The following is a 23,392-nucleotide window of genomic DNA, read 5'->3' as shown; positions in this document are numbered from 1 at the left end:
CCAGCCTAAGTGCTGGCTTTTTTATTGGGAAAAATTATGTCTACAATTCCAACACAAAACCCAGTTCCAAGCGAGGCGCCGAGTGATCTTAAATTTAATTCAGGGAAGATGGATGAGTTCGTAAACTCTAAAAATAATTTCTTTACTGATAGGCTTGGTAATTTTAGGTTGACTCTTTTTGGTGTCGAGAGTTCAGCTGTTAGTGCCGGTCCTGCAATTGAAGCGGCTAAGGAAGCAGCTGAACAGGCGACAAAAGCAAGAGTTACAGCAGAACAGATAGTTGATAATACTGAAGCATATATCTCTTCAGCGAAAGACAATGCAGATAAAGCAAAATCACATGCTGAATCTTCCAAAAACCAAGCTGATAGAAGTGAGTCAGCAGCTTTAAGGTCTGAAGCCGCATCTCTTGAGGCTGGTTTAGAATCAAAAATTTTTGATAGCGTAAGTGAAGGGATTAATGGTACGTCAAACGGTGACTATTTTAGAGTTTGGATGCCACCTAACACAGGGATCTCGATACAGTTATATAAAAACAATAGCGGAAGCCCTTTATTTATAACCGACTATCCAAGTCAAGCGTCGGTAGAAAATATATCAAATGACATCAATTCAATAAATAATACTTTCTCGTATCCAAACAAATGGTTTGACGATGATTTTTCTATTTTATCATCAATGAAAGAACAGTCAGATATGTATGGCGGTAACTATACATTTAATAATGTCGGTATTGTAAAAGACAATAATAATGGTTCTCCGTTTATTACTATCTCATCAACCAAAGATAATACAGGGTACTTTACTTTTTATATTCGTGAAAATGATTTCAATAATTTCGGATTAGTTAAAGGAGAAAAGGCAACCTTTGGACTAAGATTTACTGACTCAAAAGGTGGCATGAAAACAGGTAATGACTCTATAATTATTCAACAATACCGAAGTGATGATAGCGAAATTACAGACAAAAGAATAGAAATTAAGCACCCAAGCCCATCGACGCCATTTTATAAAAAAGAGCTATTCACTGAAATAGATATATCACATGATTGCTCTAGGTTTAGGGTTTATTTTTCAGTTTCTAGTAGCTCGAATAGAATATCAATAGATAATTTAATTATTTGTAACGGCGTTGTAGACAAATACAGACCTTCATTCCTAAAGGCTATTGGCTTACCCGGTTCTAGTTCAAGTCATGAGGTTTTTGTGTCTTTATCAGGAGATGATTCGACTGGTGATGGAAGTAAATTAAAACCACTTAAAACAATAAACTCTGCAATATCAAAGATATCAGGCGTTGGTAAAATATATGTATCTGGTGGAAATAGATACAATGAAAGTATAAATTCAAAGCTAATTAAAGATATTGAAATAATAGGGAGTGATTCAGAAAATCACCAAAGAACAGTATTTTACTATGGAGCTAAGCTAGAAGGGATTAGCAAGGTAGATGGGAAAAACAAAACATTTAAATCTAGGATTGCATTAAATGGGCAGCCAAACTTCATTTGGCTTGATGGTATAAATGATACTGAGTCAAGAATACTTCCAGAGCATAGGCATCCACTCAGTAATGGAAGAGAGTATAGATTGTGGTGCACAAAAATATACTCAGTAAAATCAACCGAAAGTATAAACTCAGCTATCAATGAAATTGAAGGTGCAAGCATTCCTCTTTGCTTCTACGATAAAGAAAATGGAGAAATGTACTTCTCTATACCTACAAGCGTGTCCATAGATAGCTCATCAATATATGTATCTCATGACAATAATGATGGGTTAATTTCAAATAAAAATGATATTTGGAATGCTAGTGGAAAATTAAGCCTAAGAAATATACATATCCGTTATGGTAGTTGTGATGGTAGAGGGATACGGAAGGTATCTTATAATTCTTGCACATCAATTGGCGCCCCAATTAATGGTTTTGACATAAGTTGGGATGATGAATTTAGATTATGCGAATCCTGTGGAGCTGGTTCATCTAATGTTGTAAATGGTGATGGTTTTAATGCATCAACTAAATCTGACTGGACTCATTATGACTGCTATGCACATGACAATAATGACGATGGGATAAGCTCACACCAAAACTGTGTTGAGGTTGGTTATGGTGTTGTTTCTGAGTTTAACGGCGGGGCTGGATTGTGCCCATCTTACGGAGCTCAGGTTATATATCATAACCCACTAACTATAAAAAACTCAGTAAATACGAGATCTAACATAATCAAGCAAGGAGGAATAACCACCATTAGATCACCAAGATGGGAGGATGATGGGATATGTACAGATTGCACTGTATACAATGGTATTTCTATTGGGGATAAAAATTCATTTTTTGATGATAGCGTGAATGGAACATATAGTGCATATATGACAACCTATAGTTGCATTTCTATTGATCCTGTAATTATGGGATTTTCAAATTATAAGGCGATAAATTGCAAACACACTGGAAGTGGGTTATCAAAAAACACTGCGACAAAAGTTATTTCTGTTAGTGATATTTAACCCCCATCTGGCAAACTCTTACTTCTCTCGCGATAAAACGCTAATCGTTCATTAAAGTATGCTCTCAAATGTTCTGGTTGTTGTCGTTCAACTTCTGACGCAACAACTGGCATATTGAGGCGTTCTTTATATGCGACACCACTTGCGGATAAATCGACATTAATCTTGTCTTTTTCTTCTTGAGTTAGGTTTGCGAGGTTCATAACGGATCCGGTTAGTTTTTGGAGAGTATAGCAGGGTATGGAATTAAAAAATCAGAGGTGGTATAAAAGTATCACCTTTCTCACGGGTTCGATCTCCAAATCAATTTCATTTTCCCTAATTGGGTAAAATAATGGGTAAAATATTTAAATTTTCGTAATTTATTACTATAAATCAACGAAATAATCATTGCTTGTGAAGTCTGTAGGGAACGCCATCTATTACCCATCCTGTAAATTTAAATATTATTCCTAGAGCAGTGTTTATCAGTTCACGCTATTATCACCCTTGTTTTACTTCTTCGTTCAATCACCAATAATAAATTTAGGTTTTTATATGGACATAAAATCAATTAATGATATCCGATATCTGAAATTTTTATTTATTACTTATTTTTTCTACTAGCGGGGTGTAACTCTAGGCTAATTACTTAGTGGTGGTAATTGATTGTATTTAAGAACTCTCCTGATGAGCGTTTTTTTTATTTAAATTCCTTATCTGGCTTAAAGATAAGGAGAGGAAAATTTTCACTACTGAAGAATTGGAACAATATACCCAATTGCTAACGCAATTAATAACCAATGCAGACCAAGCTATTACTGACGAAAATCTTGAGTATTTAGTGAATTTTTATACTAAAAATGGCACGTTAGTGGTTAAAGATGATTTTCATATTTCTGGTAAGCCCTCACTAAAAAAGCATTTTTCATACCTAGCTCCAGAAGAGCTATTAGCGATAAAAGAATATAATTAAATCACACCATGTATTTGTATATTAGCCTAATAATATTGGGCTAATATTTTAAATCAGCTCGATAAGGTAATCACAAAACCCGAATTATCTTATAAGATCAAAACCTAATAAAAGTACCACTTATCATGCATTGACAGTATTATGTGTAGAGTTTATGAATATGCGAACTATGATGCTGCTCATCATAAGATAATTAGCGGAGAACATTATGAAGTATCGCCTGTGCGGTGTTGCTCTTTCAGTCGCCTTACTTTCAGGATGTGCAAGTACCCCTAATAATGGGGAGGGGCGCTCTGACCCATTAGAAGGGTTTAACCGCCAGATGTTTGATTTTAACTACTATGTTTTAGACCCCTATATCTTACGTCCAGTTGCCGTTGTTTGGCGTGATTATGTGCCACCACCAGCAAGAAATGGCTTATCTAACTTTTTAGGTAATTTAGAAGAGCCTGCAAGTATGGTAAACAGCGTATTGCGTGGTGACTTTGAAAAAGGTGCAAAACATTTTGGTCGTTTCTGGATTAATACCGTTTTTGGTATGGGCGGTTTAATAGATGTTGCTGGCATGTCTAAAGAGACGATGGAAAAAGAAGTCCCAATGCGATTTGGTAGCACATTAGGGCATTATGGTATGGATTATGGCCCTTATGTTGTTGTTCCGGGCTATGGTAGCTTTACTGTCCGTGAAGAAGGTGGTGATTGGGCTGATTTAACGTATCCTATGCTGAGCTATTTAACATTTTGGATGTCGGCGGGTAAATGGGCATTAGAAGGCATTGAAACACGAGCACAATTGCTCGACTCTGATGCAATTTTACAAAACTCGTCTGATCCTTATCTAATGATGCGTGAAGCCTATTTCCAAAGTAATGACTTCCAAGCGGGTACAGTAAAAGAAAACCCTAATGCGAAAGCCATCGAAGATGACTTAGATTCCATTGACTAACCTTTGCTGTTAGTTTTATGTATAAATAAAAAAATGGTCTTAAAAAAGACCATTTTTTGTATAAAAATACAGTGGAAATTAAAAACGGTAGTTAAAGTTCATACCGTATAACCATGCTTTACCTGATGATTCAAATTCATAAGCAGGCAATGGTAAATCTTCAGATAATTTCTCTTTGATTGTGACTTTTTTACCGTGCATATACGCTAAGCCCACATCAACAGACATATCTTTATTAAATGCGTAAGTTGTACCAGCACTTAACCAGAAGCGATCTTGGTCTGGAATGGAAATAGAACGTTTATCAGCGGGAACTGGGCTATCATCAAAGGCAATACCGGTACGGAATGTCCAGTTATCATCGTGATAATAGGTTGTACCTAAAGCCACACGCCATGCATCACGGAAGCCTTCTTCTTTCTTAAACAGTTGTTGACCATCGCTCTTACGTGTTGCTCTTAACTCTTCAAACGCACTCCAACTGGTGTAAGCGAAGTTATAGTGAACAGCCCATTTTGGTGCGACACGGTGGTAAGCTGCAAATTCCCAAATTTCAGGTAGGTTAAGATCCAGCTTACCTTTAATGGTTTCGCCGTTAGTGCCGACAATTCCCATTCCTTCGAGTTGTGGAATAGGGCGCAAATCACTTTGATATTCACCGTCTTTAAATTTCACTTTTACTTTAGAGCGATAAGTGAAGCTAATACGGTTACCTTCATCAAATTCGTATAATAGACCTGCGTTCCAGCCAAAGCCCCATGCATCACCTTTTAACTGAGCAAAGCGATCGCTAGGAGATAAGCTTGATAAATAACCACCTAATTGTTCCATGCCAGGCTTTTGAGATAATGCGCCACCTAACACTTTACCCGCTTCACCAACATGACGAGTAATTTCCGCATCAGCGTAAAGAGCATTTAACCCTAAACCTACGCTAAATTGGTTATTTACACGGTAACCTGCACTTAAGTTTAAGTTCATGGTTTTCAGATCAGTTTTACCGCCGATAAGTCCTGCAGGATAATCGTTAGGGAAATCTGTCGCTAAACCAAAGTTTGTTGTACCTGATGCGCCAATGGCCCATTTATCATTGATGGGTGCTACAAAGTGGATATTAGGTACTAATGCACTTGGTGCGATATCTTTTGCAGTGGTATCAGTACCTGTAAGAGGTGATTTACCTTTAACATCAACGCCTGGGTTAATGAGAATAGCACCGACAGAAAATTCGGGGCGATCAAACATAGTCAGTGCAGCTGGGTTTCGGCTACCTACGCTTGCGTCATCGGCAATAACGCCTTCCCCTGAAAATGCACGCCCTAGTGCTGAAGTTGAATATTCATTTAACTGAAAACCGGCAGCGCCTGCTTGAGAGGAGATTGCTCCTACAATGGCAGCTAGTGCTGTGCGAGTAAACAGGTTTTTACGGTTCATGACCTAAACCCTCATAATTTTTTTAAGTTAGTAACTTCTGATTAGAAGCGCTGGATTTTAGGTGCGGTTGTCGTTATGACAAATCAGACCAGTTGATTAAGTATAAAGTTGATCACCCTAAATGTTGCAAGTATGTTTTACAAATATTTCCATTTTGATTCAATAATTGGGATTTGGTTAACATATTTTTCACAAAATATCCCAATAAAGATGTTTTTGATTGTTAAATAAACAGAAAAATCAATTATTTTTGTAAAATTGTAATAAAATTTGAGCTAAAGCAGTTTATTTTATTTTTTTATGATTATGATAGATAATTAACATTTCTTTCGTTGGGAGACTAAAATGGCAGACGCAATTAATCGTTGTAGTGCAGAAGAAACCGCTGCTTGCTGTTGTGTAGATGTGGGTACTATTATTGACAATAAGAATTGCACAGCGTCATATCAGCATGTCTTCGCTGATAAAGTACAGGCGCAAGCAATGTTAGATCAACTTAGTGCAAAAGCACAATCTATCGCTTCAGAGCCTTGCAAAATTAATCAACAATTTGCTGATGTTGATGGTGGTGTTCAACTAACCGCTGATTTTACATTCTCTTGTGAAGCAGAAAACCTAATTTTCCAGCTGGGATTACGTTAATCCTCTGAAATTAATAGATTTAAGGCTGTTGAAATTCAACAGCCTTTTTTATCTCTCTCGATCACACCATTATCTTTTCTATCATTATTGTTAAGTTTCAGACATTTCATCGAAATATTGAGCGCTAACTCCCACTTCTCGTAAAATGACGTTTCTGAAAAGTGAAATTTTTGTTAACACTATTATCAGGTCAGACCTCTTTGGTGTTAGGAAATCATTTTGTCAGGAGCCGTTATGAAGTCATCAACGAACAGTGCTATGAAAGATCGCATCGCCATTGTCAGCGGGCTACGTTTACCTTTTGCTAAACAAGCGACTGCGTATCGAGGAATACCTGCGGTTGAATTAGGGCGTTCAGTGGTTCAAGAATTAGTGACTCGCAATGAAATTCCTCCCGAAATTATTGATCAACTTGTTTTCGGACAAGTGGTTCAAATGCCAGAAGCACCTAATATTGCTAGAGAAATAGTGCTCGGTGCAGGATTAAGTGTAAAAACTGATGCTTATAGTGTAACAAGAGCATGTGCAACAAGCTTTCAGGCGATTGCTAATGTTGCTGAAAGTATGATGGCAGGACATGTCTCTGTTGGTATTGCTGGTGGCGCAGATTCGTCTTCAGTTTTGCCTATTGGTGTTAGTAAAAAGCTTGCAGATGTTTTATTAAGTCTTAATAAGGCTAAATCATTAGGTCAACGATTAAGTTATTTAAGCCAATTACGATTTCGAGATTTGCTCCCTGTAGCGCCTGCCGTTGCTGAGTATTCAACAGGATTACGCATGGGAGACACCGCAGAGCAAATGGCAAAGACTTATCATATTTCTAGAGTTGCTCAAGATGAATTAGCACATCGTTCCCATCAATTAGCAACTAAAGCATGGGAGATGGGAAAACTAAATGATGAAGTGATGACCGCTTTTTTTCCGCCTTACAAAGAAGGTTTCCATCAAGATAATAATATCCGTAAAAACTCTGTTCTTGATTCTTACGCCAAACTAAAACCGGCATTTGATCGTCGACATGGTAGTGTCACCGCCGCAAACAGTACGCCATTAACGGATGGCGCAGCCGCGGTATTAATGATGAAAGAATCTGTTGCTAAAAGTCTTGGTTATCAACCTTTAGGTTATTTACGCAGTTATGCTTTTACAGCGACAGATGTCTGGAAAGATATGCTATTGGGGCCATCATATGCCACACCACTTGCGCTTTCTCGCGCAGGTCTTGCATTGAGTGATCTAACGTTAATTGATATGCATGAAGCTTTTGCCGCACAAACACTCAGTAATTTGACGCTGTTTGCCAGTGAACGATTTGCTAAAGAGCAACTAGGATTATCCAAGGCGATTGGAGAAGTGGATATGGATAAATTTAATGTACTAGGCGGTTCTATTGCTTATGGACATCCCTTTGCTGCGACTGGCGCAAGAATGGTCACACAGACACTACATGAGCTTAAACGTCGAGGTGGAGGTTTTGGGTTAACCACTGCTTGTGCTGCGGGTGGATTGGGTGCAGCGATGATTTTGGAGGTGGAATAATGGAACAACAAACAACACTAGAAAAATCATCTGTTTTTCAGTTCTCAGTTCGTAATGACAAAGTGGGTGTTATCAGCATCGATGTTGTTGGTGAAAAAGTAAACACGCTAAAAGCAGAGTTTGTGCAGCAATTTCAAGATGTTTTAAGGCAAGCTCAGCAACATTCTGGTGTAAAAGGATTAATTATCACCTCAGGTAAAACAGACAGTTTTATTGCGGGTGCGGATATCTCCATGATTGCGGGTTGTAAAACTAAAGAAGAGGCGAGTGCATTAGCAAAAGCAGGACAGGATCTTTTTACTCAACTTGAAAACTACCCATTGCCAGTTGTGGCCGCTATTAATGGCGCATGCCTTGGCGGAGGGCTTGAATTGGCCTTAGCCTGTCATGGGAGAATTTGTTCTGATAATAGCAAAACGCGTTTAGGGCTTCCTGAAGTGCAACTTGGATTGCTGCCTGGCTCCGGTGGTACTCAACGCTTACCACGTCTTATTGGTGTGACATCTGCGTTAGATATGATCTTAACGGGGAGACAAGTTAATGCGAAGAGAGCCTTAAAATTAGGTCTTGTAAATGATGTTGTCTCACAAGATATTCTATTAGAAGTTGCTGCTAAATGGATTTTATTGGGTAAAAAAGAACAGAAAAAACATTCAGTGATGGATCGTTTTTGGGCCAATACAACGTTAGGTAGAAATATTCTTTTTGGGCAAGCGAAAAAACGTACATTGGCAAAGACAAAAGGCCACTATCCAGCAGCAGAGCGTATTCTTCATGTTATAGAACGTGGTCTTGAAAAAGATATTCAAGCAGGGTTTAAAGAAGAGGCAAATGCGTTTGGTGAACTTGCTATGACGCCAGTTTCATCTGCATTAAGACATCTCTTTTTTGCTTCTACGGCACTTAAGAATGAGACAGGATCATCCGAAAAACCAGATAATTTGCATCATATCGGTATTTTAGGTGGTGGATTAATGGGGGGTGGTATTGCCTTTGTCACGGCGACAAAAGGTAATTTACCAGCAAGAATTAAAGATATCAGTGATAAGGGAATTGCTCAGGCACTTAATTATAGTTGGAAAGCGCTTTCAGCCAAAGTGAGTAAAAAAAGATTATCTGCACGTGAACGTCAGCGCCAAATGGGGCTGCTCTCGGGCTCCTTGGATTACAGCGGTTTCCATCAATCAAATATTATTGTTGAAGCTGTTTTTGAAGATCTTGCTTTAAAACAGAAGATGGTCGCAGATATTGAAGGCGTGGGGAAAGGTAAAATTATTTTTGCTTCAAATACCTCTTCGCTTCCTATTCATAAAATTGCAGAAACAGCAAAATACCCAGAAAAAGTGATCGGGCTTCACTATTTTAGTCCAGTAGAAAAAATGCCTTTGGTTGAAGTTATTCCACATGAAAATACGGATGAAAAAACGATTGCTACAACGGTAGCTTTTGCTAAAAAACAGGGCAAAGTTGCAATAGTTGTTGGTGATAAACCTGGATTCTACGTCAACCGTATCCTTGCTCCTTATATCAGCGAAGCATTGACATGCTTAGTACAGGGGGAGCCTATTGAGAATATTGATAAAGCACTTGTCCAGTTCGGTTTCCCTGTAGGACCTATTCAGTTATTGGATGAAGTGGGTATTGATATTGGCACAAAAATAACACCAATATTAGTGAATGCATTTGGTGAAAGATTTGCCTCTCCTCCTGCTGTGGATGCCATTATTGCTGATGATAGAAAAGGTCGTAAAAATGGACGAGGTTTTTATCTTTATGCAAAACATGCATTACCTTTCTCATTCAGTAAAAATAAAAAACAACCTGATCCAGCCATATATCGACTATTACAAATTAAGCCTAAAAACCAATTGTCTTCCTCTGAAATTACGGAACGCTGTTTATTATTAATGTTAAATGAAGCGGTTCGTTGTTTAGATGAGAATATTATAAAGCAACCACGAGATGGTGATATTGGTGCTGTATTTGGTATCGGTTTTCCTCCTTTTTTTGGTGGCCCATTCCGTTATATGGACAGTATGGGAACAACAAAGGTGGAAGAAAAACTTAACCAACTTGCCGATAAATATGGAGAAAAATATCGCCCTTGTGAGCGTTTAGTGGAAATGGCTAAACGAAATGAACGTTTTTACGATTAATATCATCTCTTTACCATTGCTTTTTCCTTTTGTGACATTTGTTTTGATTGAGGCGCTTAGGCGCCTTTTTTCTTGTACTCTTTGCGTCAGATTAATAATTGGTGAATTTTTAATGGAAAAAGAGGTCGAAAGTGTTAATTATAGCCAGATATGGCAAAATAGTTATTTGAAAATAAATTTAAAAACAAAGCTTTTTAAAATAAAATTCTGAAAATGATGTTAATTTGTAAACCAAGGGCATGACCTTAAAAAGATTAATAATGCTATTGCAATTAGGGTATTGACGATTTTATATGGGAACATATTGATTTAAAATGAATTAAATTAAGTATCTTACAAGTGTAAATACCAGTAATTACAAAAATAAAATAGGTTTAATAATTTACTATGCAAATTTTTATTATGCGCCACGGAGAAGCGGCTCTTGATGCTGCTAGCGATGCACTAAGACCACTGACTGAACGTGGGAAAAGTGAATCAATAAAAATGGCTGAATGGATGACAACGCAGGGACATACAATCGATTATGTTTTAGTTAGTCCTTATTTACGTGCTCAACAGACATTGGATGCCGTAAAAGCAGATTTAGCGCTACCTAGTAAAATAGAAATAGATGATGGGCTTATCCCCGGTGGTAATCCTTCACATGTTGCACATTACTTACGTGCCTTGGGAGATACAGGATATAAAAATATTCTTGTTATTTCTCACTTACCTTTAGTTGGCTATGTTGTCGCTGAACTCTGCCCAGCTGTGTGTGCTCCTATGTTTTCAACATCAACCATTGCTTGTGTTGATTTTGACTTATCAAAAGGAGCAGGGGAGTTGCTATGGCAAGTGTCACCCTCAACATTGAAATGAAATTTAAATCAATTATCTAAGTAAGTAATTAACACCTTATTTCACCTGATAGGTGATTTAAGGGTTAATGCGATAGAATTTTTTGGGTTTAGCGGCGAGCGATATCGTCGTTTTCCACTAAGACTAATAATGCAGCATCGCCTCCCCATTCTTTTGGGGCTTGATGAAAAGCGATAACATCAGGGTGTTGTGCTAACCAAAGTGGCGTTTGTTGTTTTAAAATATGTTTGCCATGACCATGCATAATACAGGCACAATAAACATGCTCTCGTCTACATGCCGCAATTAATGCGCCAATCTCTTGTTTTGCAATTAGTTGTGTTAATCCATGCAAATCTAGAAAAAACTCAGGTACATAATCACCACGACGTAGTTTTTTTAATTCATAAGCATTAGCGCCTTCTCTTAAATAGCGCATGGGGCCTTCTGTGGCTAAGTTAGGTTGAAATTCATCTGAAAAATAATAAGAGGCGTCAACTTGCTCTTGTTGTAAACGTTCAACAGCGTAGTGTGTCACTTTTTTACGTTTTGGTGAATGAAGTATTTTATCTTGAGCTAATTTCTTAGTGCCTTTTATCATCTCCTGAAATAACTCAATTTCAGAAGGCGGCAATGAAAATTTTTTATTCATTTTTTACGATTCTTCATAGTGTTACTGTCTTTATCAGGCAATAGTACATGAAATAGTGTTAGAGATAAAAAATATAGACTATAAATTTAGCATAAAAAAAGGCAGGGAATTTACCCTGCCGAAATAGTCACATAGTTAGCAAATATAGGCTGGTTAACAAGTTGCTCTACTCATGATATCTGTGGAACATAAAACGTTGTTATATCTTCAGGTTGCGATAAAAAACGATAAATTGATATCAAAAATAGTCTTTAAAATTAGCTATTTGCTTTAAAATGACTGTATATCGAATGAAAAAAATCTATAGGCGCATTTAGTACACAGTTAATTCTTTCATGTTTTAAGTATGGTTCAATTTCATTAACTTGCTAATAAAAGTTAAATTAAAAGTATAAAACACTAATTTTTATTTATGGGTAGATCGTAAATTTTGCTTTTAATTAGCTGATTGAAGTTTAAAACCATAGTAAGTGTGTGGTTATGGTAAAGAGAATAATAATGTAGTGATGTTTTTTTATGGTTTCCCGCTGATTTATCGCCATCTTCATGGCAAACTATAGACTTTCTATTTCTTCAGAGGACAACAGTTTTGGATATAACACTAAAAGAGGAAGCGGTTGCTGATCTAAGCACTATCCTAGATATGTTACGTTGGGCTATGAGTCAGTTTAATTCATCTGATATTTATTATGGTCATGGCACAGATAACGCGTGGGATGAAGCATTACAGCTTGTATTACCAACCATTGCACTTCCTTTAGATATTCCAGATGCACTGTTATCAACCAAGTTAACAACTTCTGAAAAGATGGAAATCATTACGCTTATCGAAAGCCGAATTGAGCAAAAAATTCCAGTCCCTTATTTAACTCATAGCGCTTGGTTCTGCGGTCACGAATTTTATGTTGATGAACGTGTGCTTATCCCTCGCTCTCCTATTGGTGAATTAATCAATAACCATTTTGATGGTTTAATTCAGCAAGAGCCAACACGCATTCTCGACTTATGTACTGGAAGTGGCTGTATTGCGATTGCTTGTGCTCATGAGTTTGAAGATGCTGAAGTCGATGCGGTTGATATTTCTGAAGATGCTCTGGAAGTGGCTGAATTTAACATTGAAAATCATGGTTTAGTGCATCGTGTTTATCCAATGCAATCAGATCTATTTAACGCTATTGTTCCAACGCCTTACGATATTATTGTGACAAATCCTCCGTATGTCGACGTCGAAGATATGGGTGATTTACCTGATGAATACCAAGTTGAACCTGAATTAGCATTAGCTTCGGGTATTGATGGTCTAGATATTACGAGACAAATCCTACTAAAAGCCCCTGAATATCTGAGTGAAAAAGGTATTTTAGTCTGTGAAGTGGGTAATAGTATGGTTCATCTTATTGAGCAATTCCCAGAAGTTCCATTTACATGGCTTGAGTTTGAAAATGGTGGACTTGGTGTTTTCATGTTGACCCGTGAACAACTTGTTGAACACTCACACTGTTTTATCCAATGATAAACGTTGATGTAACAGCAATGAGACGGTAGATTGTTACTTATTGCAAATAACATATTGATAACATCACACAGTAAAAGATAGGAATAAAGGGATGGCAGGAAACAGTATCGGACAATTATTCAGAGTCACGACTTTTGGTGAGTCTCATGGTATTGCATTAGGTTGCATTGTTGATGGTGTACCTCCTGGATTGCCTTTAACAGAAGCTGACTTACAAGTTGATTTAGATAGACGTAGACCCGGAACATCACGTTATACCACTCAGCGCCGTGAACCCGACCAAGTGCGCATTTTATCAGGTGTATTTAATGGTGTTACAACAGGAACAAGCATTGGTTTACTGATTGAAAACACTGATCAACGTTCTCAAGATTACAGTGAAATCAAAGATGTTTTTCGTCCTGGTCATGCTGATTATACCTACGAGCAAAAATATGGTTTGCGTGATTATCGTGGCGGTGGGCGCTCTTCTGCACGAGAAACCGCAATGCGTGTTGCTGCTGGTGCAATCGCAAAAAAATACCTAAAAGAGAAAATGGGTATTGAAGTAAAAGGCTATCTTTCTCAACTAGGCCCAATTACTTGTGATCTTGTTGATTGGTCTATCGTTGAAACTAACCCGTTTTTCTGCCCAGATCCTTCTCGTTTAGAAGCACTTGATGAATATATGCGTGCGCTTAAAAAAGAAGGTAACTCGATTGGTGCAAAAGTGACTGTGGTTGCAGAGGGTGTGCCAGCAGGATTTGGGGAGCCAGTTTTTGACAGACTAGATGCAGACTTAGCACACGCATTAATGAGTATCAATGCTGTTAAAGGAATTGAAATTGGTGATGGTTTCGGTGTTGTGACATTAAAAGGCACTGAAAATAGAGATGAAATCACTAAGAATGGTTTCACTAGCAACCATGCAGGTGGCATTTTAGGTGGAATTAGCAGTGGTCAGCCAATTGTTGCTCATATCGCTTTAAAACCAACATCTAGCATTACTATTGCTGGTAAAACGATAAATCGTGATGGCGAAGAAGTCGATATGATAACCAAAGGTCGTCATGATCCTTGTGTGGGAATACGCGCTATTCCGATTGCAGAGGCAATGATGGCAATTGTGTTGCTCGATCATGCATTGCGCCAACGTGGTCAATGTGGTGACGTTGTACCTCCATTAATGCAATGGTAATCATTCTACGTCAATAACGTAGTCGATAAACTGTTGTAAGTTTGATGTTAGCTTTAAAGGTGTGAGCGCCTAATTTTATTATGCTCAGATCGTGTTGCTGTAGCTTTTTTAAATAAATGAGATAAACACAGCAACACGTCCTTCATTCCTAATAATTCGGATAGATAAATGGATTGGCTCTTTTCAGATGGCATCTACCTTCTTCTCTTCTTTGTTGCTTTAATCGCAGGTTTTATTGATTCGATTGCTGGTGGTGGTGGGTTAATCACTATTCCAGCTTTGTTATCTGCTGGGATCCCGCCTGTTCAGGCTCTCGCAACGAATAAACTGCAATCGGTAGGTGGCTCGTTTTCGGCTACGCTCTATTTTATACGTCGAAAAGTTATTGATTTAAAAGCGCAGCGATTTGCAATTTTAATGACTTTTATTGGTGCGGTTTCTGGTGCCATGTTGGTACAGTTTATTAATCCAGAAATCCTTAAACAAGCACTTCCTATTCTTACCATAGCTATTGGTCTCTATTTTCTTCTTACTCCATCAATAGGCGCTCAAGACAGTAAACAACGTATTGGCTACTATACATTTGGTGCAGTGCTTGGTGGTGGTGTCGGTTTTTATGATGGTATTTTTGGACCAGGAACAGGCTCTTTTTTCGCTTTAGGTTATGTCATGTTACTTGGGTATAATCTCTCAAAAGCGACGGCTCATGCTAAGTTACTTAACTTCACCTCTAACTTTGGCTCTTTACTGTTTTTTATTATTGGTGGGCAGGTTATTTGGACTATTGGTTTAGTTATGCTTTGTGGGCAGTTTATTGGTGCTCGCTTAGGTGCAGGTTTAGTATTAACAAAAGGGCAAAAATTAATAAGACCTATGCTGGTCATTATCTCCTTTTTGATGAGCATCAAACTCATACATGACAATCATGGCGATACTATTGCACTTTGGTTTTCTGCTCTTTTTAATTAGGAATAGATGGTTTTTAAATGTCAGCACATCATTATCAACAGTTAATTGATATCTTTAATCAATGTTTTAGCGAAAGTTTCCAAACCCGTTTAGTTAAAGGGGATGATGAGCCGATTTATTTGCCTGCAAATGAAGAGACACCTTATCACCAAATTATTTTTGCTCATGGTTTTTATGCCAGTGCATTACATGAAATATCACATTGGTGTATCGCCGGAGAGGCTCGTCGTCAACAAGTTGATTATGGCTACTGGTATTGCCCAGATGGACGAGATGAAACCACTCAAGGACAGTTTGAAGTTGTAGAAATCAAACCTCAAGCATTGGATTGGTTATTTTGCCAAGCTGCTGGTTATCCTTTTAATGTCAGTTGTGACAATTTAGAAGGTAACTTTGAACCTGACCGCTATGAATTTAGAAATAAAGTTAGAGAACAAGTACTCGCTTATTTACGAGATAAAAACACGCCACCTCGAGCACAGCTATTTATTAATGCGTTACATTTGTTTTACAATACCCCAGAGCTAACGGAAGAGATGTTTCCTTATCAGGAAAATCCTTTAGTTAATTAAGGATTGCGAGAATAACTATCGCCTATCCACTGTGAAGGTTTTACCCAATAGGGTGGAGTCTGAAGTAGTAAGGTTGCTAGAACATACGTATTTATGCTTTGCTAATACAAGGTAAATATAAAAAAGTAGCAACATTATATATTGAGGATAAATAATGCTTTCTGAGTATGAAGCGTACTTATTAGATAAAATTGATAGCCGTGTTGAACATGCCTCTGACGATGAGTTATTTGCAGGCGGGTATTTACAAGGCCATATTACACTGGCTATTGCTGAACTTGAGCAAGAAAATAACACACAGTTAGAAGCGTTAAGAACGCGTGTAGAAGAGAGCATTCAAAAGGCGATAAAAGCAGGCGAGCTTTCACCTCCAGATCAAGCGTTAGTTTTGTCTACATGGCATGATTTAGTTAACTCAATTAATTAATTCGGCATGTCTACTAAGAGAACAACCGGCATAAATCGGTTGTTTTTTTCTTTCTTAAAATCTTATTAAGATCACTGCCTCTAAGTTATATTTAAGATATTTACTGTTGAATTAGATTGGTTTTTATACAAAAATTGATCCTTACTATTTATCAATTGTTTTTATTTGATTTTTCAAAGTCGATGTATCTCTCATTGATTAAGCATAATAGTGCTATCTTTTGTAACTCCTTGCCATTTCTGTAAAATTACTTTTAAATGTTTTTTAGGAATGTTTCTCGGGATGCAAATGATTTGCATAGAATATTTATGATAAGGATAACGATACGATGAAAAATTTCTTTAAAATAGGACTACTGACTAGCGCTGTTTTATTTTTATCTGCTTGTGATCAACTTGATTTAGATAATAAAAAAAATAAGTTTTATTACAGTAATCCAGGTGAAAAAGTCATTAGTTTTAGCGTCGATGGTAAAGAATATCAGGTAGAGCCGGGTAAAAATGGCTACATAACACTATCACCTGGTGAGCATAATTTAAAAGATAGTGCCGGTAATGATGCTCGATTTATGGTTTATGACCATAATAATGGTGGCATATTAAATCCTGATAATTTTATGTATTACACCCTTTCTGAAGTTTATGCAGTAAAGGGAAAAACAGATCAATTTAAACCTGTCGATTACCCAGTTATTATTAATGGCTATGAATTTGAACTTCCAGTGCGTAGTACTAATGCCACATTAATTGATGGTAATGTTTTTCAGTGTACTTATGCCTTAGGCGAGCCATTTCCTAATGAAATTCGCACTCGCAATAAAAATAATGACGGTAGCATAAAAAACAAATGCTTTGATAAACCTGAATTTATTAAATATATTTCAGCGGAATACAGTAAAGATTTAGCTCCGTTTACTCAAGAAGATGAATATAACGATTCTGTTAATCTTGATTTAGACTATATGTTACCGACAGCAGAATTTACTGATCCTGATATTCAAGCTGAAGCAGAAGAGCTAGTTTCATTATTAAATCAAATTCAAGAAAGTGAAGATCCGAAGATCCATAACACATTAAAAGATAAACTTTATAAGGCGACACTCGCTGTCTCTAGCGCGTATGCTAATAGAGCCGTGAAAGACTCTGTAGAAGACAACAAGTATTATAATCAGTTTATGGAAGAGAGTGGTAAATTTCAATCTTATGGCATATTACCTAAAGATTAACGATTTAAAAAATAAGAAATTATTTTAGCTTTAACATAAGCCATCCTGCGGGATGGCTTTTTAATAAATTAAGCATAAAAGTATAAAAACACCTGAGCTGGAAAAAGAGATGACAACAACACAAAACGAAATAAAAAATAACGATATTACTCTTCGCCCCACACAAATTGATGATGCAATTAAATTGCCTGCTATCGAGCAATCAGCAGGGCAACTTTTTAGTACTTTAGAAGATTTAAGTTGGATAAGTGAGAGTGGCGTACAAAGTGTTGAAAAACATTTAGCCTTTATTAACCATAAAGGGCATTGGGTTGCGGTTAATAGTGATAATGAACCAGTTGGTTTTATTATGACGATGCCATTACCTGAAAGTTTATTTATTCATGAGTTGTCAGTGAGTGAAGCTTGGCAAAATAGAGGTATTGGTAAATTACTTATTCAAAAAGTAAAAAATGAAGCAAAGGCACATCAATTTAGTGCCGTTACGTTGACGACATTTCGCCATGTTCCTTGGAATGCGCCGTATTATCAACGCTTAGGTTTTTCTATTTTGTCAGAAAGCGAAATTCCTCATTCTTTGCAAGAAATCTTAAATAATGAAGTTGAAAGCGGGGGTTTTGTAAAAGAAACGCGCTGTGCAATGAAATTTGAGGTTTAGTTTTTTTATACAAAGAAACGTTTTTTAGCGAAAAACGCCGTAAACCCTCGGCTAATGCGGGCGGGGAGCAGTCACCATTAAAAGTAGCTACATTGTAGCTACTTTTATGGCGTTTGGAGGTATGATATGAGTTATTTGGCTAAAATATTTTCTTTTATTATTAATAATCATTTCAATTAAGTGCTTCAATACTACTTATCACTTTGGCTATTTCACTTCAATCGGTTTTCCTCGTAGTAATGCTCTTACCCAAAAACGATTAGGGTGTAAGGCATTCAATACATCATCTTCAACCGGAAAAGGTTCATCAAAAATTTGGCTTGCCAGAATTTCAGCTGATAAAGGCGCTGAACATAATCCACGAGAGCCCAACGCACTGATAATATAAAGTTGATGATAAGCAGGAGCTAAAGCGGGTGTTTGTCTTCTACGCTTAAATCTATCTAAGTGCGTGTATGCCACGCGCAATTTTTCGAAATCAGGTACTTCACCTAATAACGGTAGGTGATCGCGAATAGTGCAACGAATCCCAATTCGCGCTTCATTTCGGCTAAAATCAACTTCTTTAACCCAAGGGGCTTTTGCTAAACACTGTATAAGATGAGCTTGGTTATTTTCTTGCTCTTGAGTCGAAATAGCTAAATCTAATCGATCGCGGCGAAAGCTTGCTCCTACACAATGCAAATTATCTTGGTGATCAACAGGCGTAAAATAGCCATCATAACAAAGTACCGTTTTTAGTTTTGATAATGTCTTTGTTGTTGGAATATGGCTAACTTGACCTCTAACTGCGCTAATGGGTAATTTTGCACTTTGAGTAAAGTCTGTGATTCGGTGTCCATTTGCCAAAATAACGCAATCATATTGTGATTGATATTGTGTCGCACTCACTCCATCGTGATGAACAATATCTAAGCACCAAGATGCTTTCTGCGCACTTATTTGAGTGACTTGATGATTAAATCGCAACGTTAAACCTAATTGTTCAGCGTATTTTAATGTATTGATCGTGAGCTCAGTCGGTGAAAGCCATCCCGCTTGTGGATAAAACAATGCATCACAATTAACATCTATTCCGCTGAGTTTATTGATTTCATTTTCATCGAGATAACATGCTATTTGAGCAAAAGGTATAGAATTATCCATAATTCTCTGTGCTTTTTTACGAACTTTCTCGTTATAAATAATCTGTGCGACACCAGACCATTGATGTGAAAAAGGAATACCTGCTTTACTCAAATTGTCATAAGTGCGATGAGCAAATAGAAATGCGGTTGTGAAAAATTGTTCTAGTTCATCGGATTTGCCATTAAGTAAAGGATATAACACACCTTGTCGATTGCCTGAGGCATTAGTTGCAGGTTGTTTATCTTCACAATATAAGGTGACATTGGCGCCTCTTCTTAGGCACGAAAGTGCCGTAAATGTGCTGGCAATACCGCCACCTATAATTGCAATATTCTGTGCTTTGGTTGCACTTGGTCTTGCATAGTAAGGGAGAAACTCAGGGCATGGAGTATGTGGAAAAACACCTGTCAGCATCTCTCTTTTTTGACCAAATCCTTTGATTTTATTTATCTCAAAACCAACATTTTGCAAACCTCGTTTGACGATCCCTGCGGCGGTAAATGTTGCAAATGTGCCGTTTTCTCTCATTGAATCAGCCATCGATTGAAAGAGAGTTTCACTCCACATTTGTGGATTTTTAGAAGGAGCAAAACCATCTAAGAACCATGCATCCACTTTGTTATGTAGCGCTTGGCGAGTTTGGGGTAACAAGGTGTTGATATCACCAAACCATAAATCCAATGTGATTGTTCCATCAGCAAGAATAATGCGGTGGCAACCTGCAATGGCTAATGGCCATTGAGAACAAAGCGCTTGTGAATATTTTTCGAGTTCAGGCCAATGGCGATGTGCAGATCGTAAATCACTTTTAGTCAGAGGGAATTTTTCGAAACTTACATAATGAAGGCGTTTTAAACGAGAGTCAGGAGACGTTTGTCTAAATTGCTCGAAAGCTTGCCATAGTGTTAAAAAGTTAAGCCCAGTACCAAATCCTGTTTCTGCGATAACACATTCAGAGCGTACATGTGTACCAAAACGTGATGGAAAATGATTTCCATGTAAGAACACATGTCGAGTTTCTTCTAGACCGTCTTGGTTTGAAAAGTAAATATCGCCAAATTGTTCAGAGATAGGCGTACCAAGTTCATTCCAACTTAAAGACGCAGTATTTATCGGGCTATTATTCACGGAACTGCCTGTATTTCTCGAAAAAATTATCCAACATCTTAGCGCTGTTAGGTAGCTTGTGCCAGCCTTAAAGGGGAAAGCGTTTTATTAGGTTATCTGTATTTTTGTAAAAAAGATCCTGATCGGACTTGTTCGGCGTACAACTGTACGCTAAAGTGCTAGTCAGAAATCCCGCAGCTACAACTATTATTGTAAAGAGGTATGAATGAAGCGCGCAGTGATCACGGGTCTGGGTATTGTTTCGAGCATTGGTAATAACCAGAAAGAAGTGCTGGATTCTTTAAAGGAAGGTCGTTCCGGGATAACTTTCTCAGAAGAATTTAAAGAGATGGGGCTTCGTAGCCACATTTGGGGCAACGTTAAGCTTGATACTGAAGGTCTTATTGACCGTAAAATCCGCCGTTTTATGAGCGACGCATCGGTTTATGCCTATTTATCTATGCAAGAGGCGATAGCTGATTCAGGTCTGACAGAAGACCAAGTTTCTAATATTCGTTCTGGCTTAGTCGTTGGCTCTGGTGGTGGTTCTCCACGTAACCAAGTGCAAGGTTCTGATGGCATGAGAGCTAAAGGCCTACGTGGCGTAGGTCCTTATATGGTAACTCGAGCAATGGCATCAGGTGTTTCAGCTTGTTTAGCAACACCTTTCAAAATTAAAGGCGTTAACTATTCAATCAGTTCTGCTTGTTCAACATCAGCACACTGTATTGGCCACGCTGTTGAGCTTATCCAGTTAGGCAAACAAGATGTTGTATTTGCTGGTGGTGGTGAAGAGTTAAGTTGGGAAATGACCTGCGAATTTGACGCAATGGGTGCACTTTCAACTAAATATAACGAAACCCCAACCAAAGCTTCTCGTACTTACGATAAAAATCGTGATGGTTTTGTTATCGCAGGTGGTGGCGGTATTGTGGTTGTTGAAGAATTAGAACACGCATTAGCGCGTGGTGCACACATCTATGGTGAAGTCGTAGGTTATGGTGCAACATCTGACGGTGCAGATATGGTTGCTCCTTCAGGTGAAGGTGCTGTGCGTTGTATGCAAATGGCGATGCAAGGTATTGATAAAGTTGATTATATCAATACACACGGTACTTCAACGCCAGTTGGTGATCTAAAAGAGCTTGAAGCTATCACGGAAGTGTTTGGTTCGCATACTCCAGCTATTTCAGCAACAAAAGCAATGACTGGTCACTCGTTAGGTGCTGCTGGTGTGCATGAAGCAATTTATAGCTTACTGATGTTAGAGCATGGGTTTATTGCACCAAGCATTAATATCGAAGAATTAGACGATAAAGCAATGGGGATGAACATCATTACTCAACCAACAGAACAGAAGCTGGAGACTGTAATGTCAAATAGCTTTGGTTTTGGCGGTACAAATGCTTCATTAGTCATGAGTAAATATAAAAAATAGTTAGATATACTTATATTTACTTATTAAAAAAAGCAGACTTCATTTTAATGGAGTCTGCTTTTTTATTTGAAATTTATTATGAAAAATAATTTATTATTCTAATAAAGATATTTTTCGAATAAAAATCATAAAAAAAAGATTATATAAATAACGTTTAAAAATACCTTTCCTAATAGTTACTCATTTTATTATTCTAATAAAATAGACAAAATTTGTTAATATGTTGTTTATATTGAGAAAAATAAATTAGCTTCATTTTATTTCAATCGTTTAATTTAATTCTATCCAAAATCATTAAATATTTTGTTTTATATGGAGTTAGGTGAATGGAAAAGTTGAATAAGACAAAAAGAGTGCAAAAAAATTGATCTGGGTTATTTTATTACAAATAAGTAGGAGCTATTTAATATAAAAGTTGGTAATGTTTGCCTCGGATACTTGTATTACTTTATATTTTATACTTTGATTTCTTGTGTCAGTTTTATTTATTAAACCTAACATTATGAATGTGACCGGCTAAGAATTTAGCCGGCATTTTTTATTGTTGTCTTTTTGACATTGACTCACATCTCCTGATGGCAATCTGCTTTTTTCTGAGCAGACTGACGTCGGAAATTCAGCGGCGTTCTAAGTTGTTGCACTAAGAGAACACCTAGTAACACAATACCACCACCCACTAAGTGATAACTATGCATTTCTTCACCGAGAAGCGCGATAGCAATCATTGCAGTAAATAATGGCATTAGGTTCATAAAAATAGAGGTCGTATTTGCACCTAATTTCATCACACCTAAAATCCACAGATAAGGTGCAAGAATAGAAGCTCCGATACCTGCGAAAATAACTAATCCAATATTATCTTTTGTTAACGCAACACTTTCGGCAAGAAAGAAGTTTGGCAATAATAGCAGAACACCAAATCCAATTTGCACATAAAGTGATTGCCAGTTAGGTAGTGCAATTGACCATCGTTTTGTTAATACACCGTAAAGGGCGTATGACGCCGAAGCAATAAACATCATCAGCTCACCATAACCCAAACCTTGAGAAAGCAATTGAGAGGGTTCGCCACGGCTAATTAGCCAAACTAAGCCACTAATTGAAAGCACTGTGCCTAAAACAATACCTACCGTAGGTACAACACGTAAAACAAAAATACTAATAATAACGGTTAATAATGGGATGAGAGAGTTCAGAATCCCCATAAATGTTGCGCTAACATAATGTGCTGCATAATAAGCTAAACTTTGGTACATCACCATCCCTAATGCACCAAGAATAAATAATTTCCACCAATATTGTTTGACGGTTTTACGATGATGCCAAACTGGCATGACCAAAAAAGGTGTCATAATTAAAAAGGCGAGGAACCAACGATAAAAAGAGATTGCAGCAGGATCGATAACAGACGCGGCTGCTTTATTGACAACTGCATTAATGGACCAGATTAACACCGCTAAAAGCGGAAAAATTGCGTTTTTCATTGTTCTCACATCTATT

Annotated in this window: 20 protein-coding genes; 15 read left to right on the top strand and 5 right to left on the bottom strand. The window is 37.4% G+C overall.

Annotated elements, in window-relative coordinates; all coding sequences use genetic code 11:
* Positions 1 to 36 precede the first annotated feature (36 nt).
* Positions 37 to 2,511 (top strand): hypothetical protein, encoded by a 2,475-nt coding sequence (locus ACNARN_RS14715; RefSeq protein WP_416304608.1) that lies wholly within the window; start codon positions 37 to 39, stop codon positions 2,509 to 2,511.
* Here ACNARN_RS14715 and ACNARN_RS14710 read toward each other — a convergent pair.
* Positions 2,508 to 2,714: a DNA polymerase III subunit theta gene (locus tag ACNARN_RS14710; RefSeq protein WP_416304607.1), complete on the bottom strand. Its 207-nt coding sequence runs from the start codon at positions 2,712 to 2,714 to the stop codon at positions 2,508 to 2,510. The genes ACNARN_RS14715 and ACNARN_RS14710 overlap by 4 nt on opposite strands.
* 557 nt (positions 2,715 to 3,271) lie before the next feature.
* On the opposite strand from ACNARN_RS14710, the gene ACNARN_RS14705 reads away from it, so the two are divergent.
* Together ACNARN_RS14705 and mlaA are read left to right on the top strand one after the other, a co-directional pair.
* On the top strand, positions 3,272 to 3,466 hold the full coding sequence (locus ACNARN_RS14705; protein WP_368927714.1) for a hypothetical protein: 195 nt from the start codon (positions 3,272 to 3,274) through the stop codon (positions 3,464 to 3,466).
* 208 nt (positions 3,467 to 3,674) lie between these two features.
* Entirely contained in the window at positions 3,675 to 4,412 is a 738-nt protein-coding gene (gene mlaA / locus ACNARN_RS14700; protein WP_109370934.1) for a phospholipid-binding lipoprotein MlaA, read from the top strand.
* Positions 4,413 to 4,490: 78 nt separating this feature from the next.
* Here mlaA and fadL read toward each other — a convergent pair whose 3' ends face one another.
* The gene (gene fadL / locus ACNARN_RS14695; protein ID WP_198625804.1) at positions 4,491 to 5,846 is read right to left on the bottom strand and encodes a long-chain fatty acid transporter FadL; all 1,356 of its coding nucleotides are present in this window, start codon (positions 5,844 to 5,846) and stop codon (positions 4,491 to 4,493) included.
* Positions 5,847 to 6,191: 345 nt separating this feature from the next.
* On the opposite strand from fadL, the gene ACNARN_RS14690 reads away from it, so the two are divergent.
* The 4 genes from ACNARN_RS14690 to sixA all read left to right on the top strand — a co-directional run bounded on the left by ACNARN_RS14690 (position 6,192) and on the right by sixA (position 11,044).
* Positions 6,192 to 6,488 (top strand): YfcZ/YiiS family protein, encoded by a 297-nt coding sequence (locus ACNARN_RS14690; RefSeq protein WP_006533378.1) that lies wholly within the window; start codon positions 6,192 to 6,194, stop codon positions 6,486 to 6,488.
* Positions 6,489 to 6,722: 234 nt separating this feature from the next.
* Positions 6,723 to 8,027, top strand: coding sequence for an acetyl-CoA C-acyltransferase FadI (gene fadI / locus ACNARN_RS14685; RefSeq protein WP_109370932.1), 1,305 nt, complete (start codon positions 6,723 to 6,725; stop codon positions 8,025 to 8,027).
* The gene (gene fadJ, locus ACNARN_RS14680) at positions 8,027 to 10,183 is read left to right on the top strand and encodes a fatty acid oxidation complex subunit alpha FadJ (protein WP_198619750.1); all 2,157 of its coding nucleotides are present in this window, start codon (positions 8,027 to 8,029) and stop codon (positions 10,181 to 10,183) included. The genes fadI and fadJ overlap by 1 nt, the downstream gene beginning before the upstream one ends.
* 387 nt (positions 10,184 to 10,570) lie before the next feature.
* Complete coding sequence (gene sixA, locus ACNARN_RS14675) at positions 10,571 to 11,044, top strand: phosphohistidine phosphatase SixA (RefSeq protein ID WP_196533845.1); 474 nt, start codon at positions 10,571 to 10,573, stop codon at positions 11,042 to 11,044.
* A gap of 88 nt (positions 11,045 to 11,132) precedes the next feature.
* On the opposite strand, the gene smrB is transcribed toward sixA, so the two are convergent.
* Positions 11,133 to 11,675 (bottom strand): endonuclease SmrB, encoded by a 543-nt coding sequence (gene smrB / locus ACNARN_RS14670; RefSeq protein WP_109370928.1) that lies wholly within the window; start codon positions 11,673 to 11,675, stop codon positions 11,133 to 11,135.
* A 643-nt stretch (positions 11,676 to 12,318) separates the two neighbouring features.
* Between smrB and prmB the strand changes: the two genes are divergently transcribed.
* From prmB to ACNARN_RS14635, 7 genes are all read left to right on the top strand, one after another.
* Positions 12,319 to 13,188, top strand: coding sequence for a 50S ribosomal protein L3 N(5)-glutamine methyltransferase (gene prmB, locus ACNARN_RS14665; RefSeq protein WP_232797528.1), 870 nt, complete (start codon positions 12,319 to 12,321; stop codon positions 13,186 to 13,188).
* A gap of 94 nt (positions 13,189 to 13,282) precedes the next feature.
* Positions 13,283 to 14,368: a chorismate synthase gene (gene aroC, locus ACNARN_RS14660; protein WP_151435599.1), complete on the top strand. Its 1,086-nt coding sequence runs from the start codon at positions 13,283 to 13,285 to the stop codon at positions 14,366 to 14,368.
* Positions 14,369 to 14,536: 168 nt separating this feature from the next.
* Positions 14,537 to 15,337 carry a sulfite exporter TauE/SafE family protein gene (locus ACNARN_RS14655; protein WP_198619753.1) on the top strand — a complete coding sequence of 267 codons (801 nt, stop codon included), beginning with the start codon at positions 14,537 to 14,539 and terminating at the stop codon, positions 15,335 to 15,337.
* Between the two features lie 17 nt (positions 15,338 to 15,354).
* Positions 15,355 to 15,909 carry an elongation factor P hydroxylase gene (locus ACNARN_RS14650; protein ID WP_088495095.1) on the top strand — a complete coding sequence of 185 codons (555 nt, stop codon included), beginning with the start codon at positions 15,355 to 15,357 and terminating at the stop codon, positions 15,907 to 15,909.
* A gap of 154 nt (positions 15,910 to 16,063) precedes the next feature.
* Positions 16,064 to 16,336: a YfcL family protein gene (locus ACNARN_RS14645; RefSeq protein WP_109370924.1), complete on the top strand. Its 273-nt coding sequence runs from the start codon at positions 16,064 to 16,066 to the stop codon at positions 16,334 to 16,336.
* A 328-nt stretch (positions 16,337 to 16,664) separates the two neighbouring features.
* Positions 16,665 to 17,561, top strand: coding sequence for a hypothetical protein (locus ACNARN_RS14640; RefSeq protein ID WP_416304606.1), 897 nt, complete (start codon positions 16,665 to 16,667; stop codon positions 17,559 to 17,561).
* Between the two features lie 109 nt (positions 17,562 to 17,670).
* Entirely contained in the window at positions 17,671 to 18,219 is a 549-nt protein-coding gene (locus ACNARN_RS14635; protein ID WP_198632658.1) for a GNAT family N-acetyltransferase, read from the top strand.
* A 207-nt stretch (positions 18,220 to 18,426) separates the two neighbouring features.
* Here ACNARN_RS14635 and mnmC read toward each other — a convergent pair whose 3' ends face one another.
* Positions 18,427 to 20,475, bottom strand: coding sequence for a bifunctional tRNA (5-methylaminomethyl-2-thiouridine)(34)-methyltransferase MnmD/FAD-dependent 5-carboxymethylaminomethyl-2-thiouridine(34) oxidoreductase MnmC (gene mnmC, locus ACNARN_RS14630; protein WP_416304605.1), 2,049 nt, complete (start codon positions 20,473 to 20,475; stop codon positions 18,427 to 18,429).
* Between the two features lie 205 nt (positions 20,476 to 20,680).
* Here mnmC and fabB point away from each other — a divergent pair, with 205 nt between their 5' ends.
* A complete protein-coding gene (fabB, locus tag ACNARN_RS14625; RefSeq protein WP_088495099.1) occupies positions 20,681 to 21,892 on the top strand; it encodes a beta-ketoacyl-ACP synthase I in 1,212 nt (403 codons plus the stop codon).
* A gap of 563 nt (positions 21,893 to 22,455) precedes the next feature.
* On the opposite strand, the gene ACNARN_RS14620 is transcribed toward fabB, so the two are convergent.
* Entirely contained in the window at positions 22,456 to 23,376 is a 921-nt protein-coding gene (locus tag ACNARN_RS14620; RefSeq protein WP_109370919.1) for a DMT family transporter, read from the bottom strand.
* Positions 23,377 to 23,392: the final 16 nt, after the last annotated feature.

Source organism: Proteus sp. TSJ240517 (assembly GCF_047921575.1).
Lineage (GTDB): Bacteria > Pseudomonadota > Gammaproteobacteria > Enterobacterales > Enterobacteriaceae > Proteus.
This window is presented reverse-complemented; position numbering and strand designations above follow the sequence as displayed.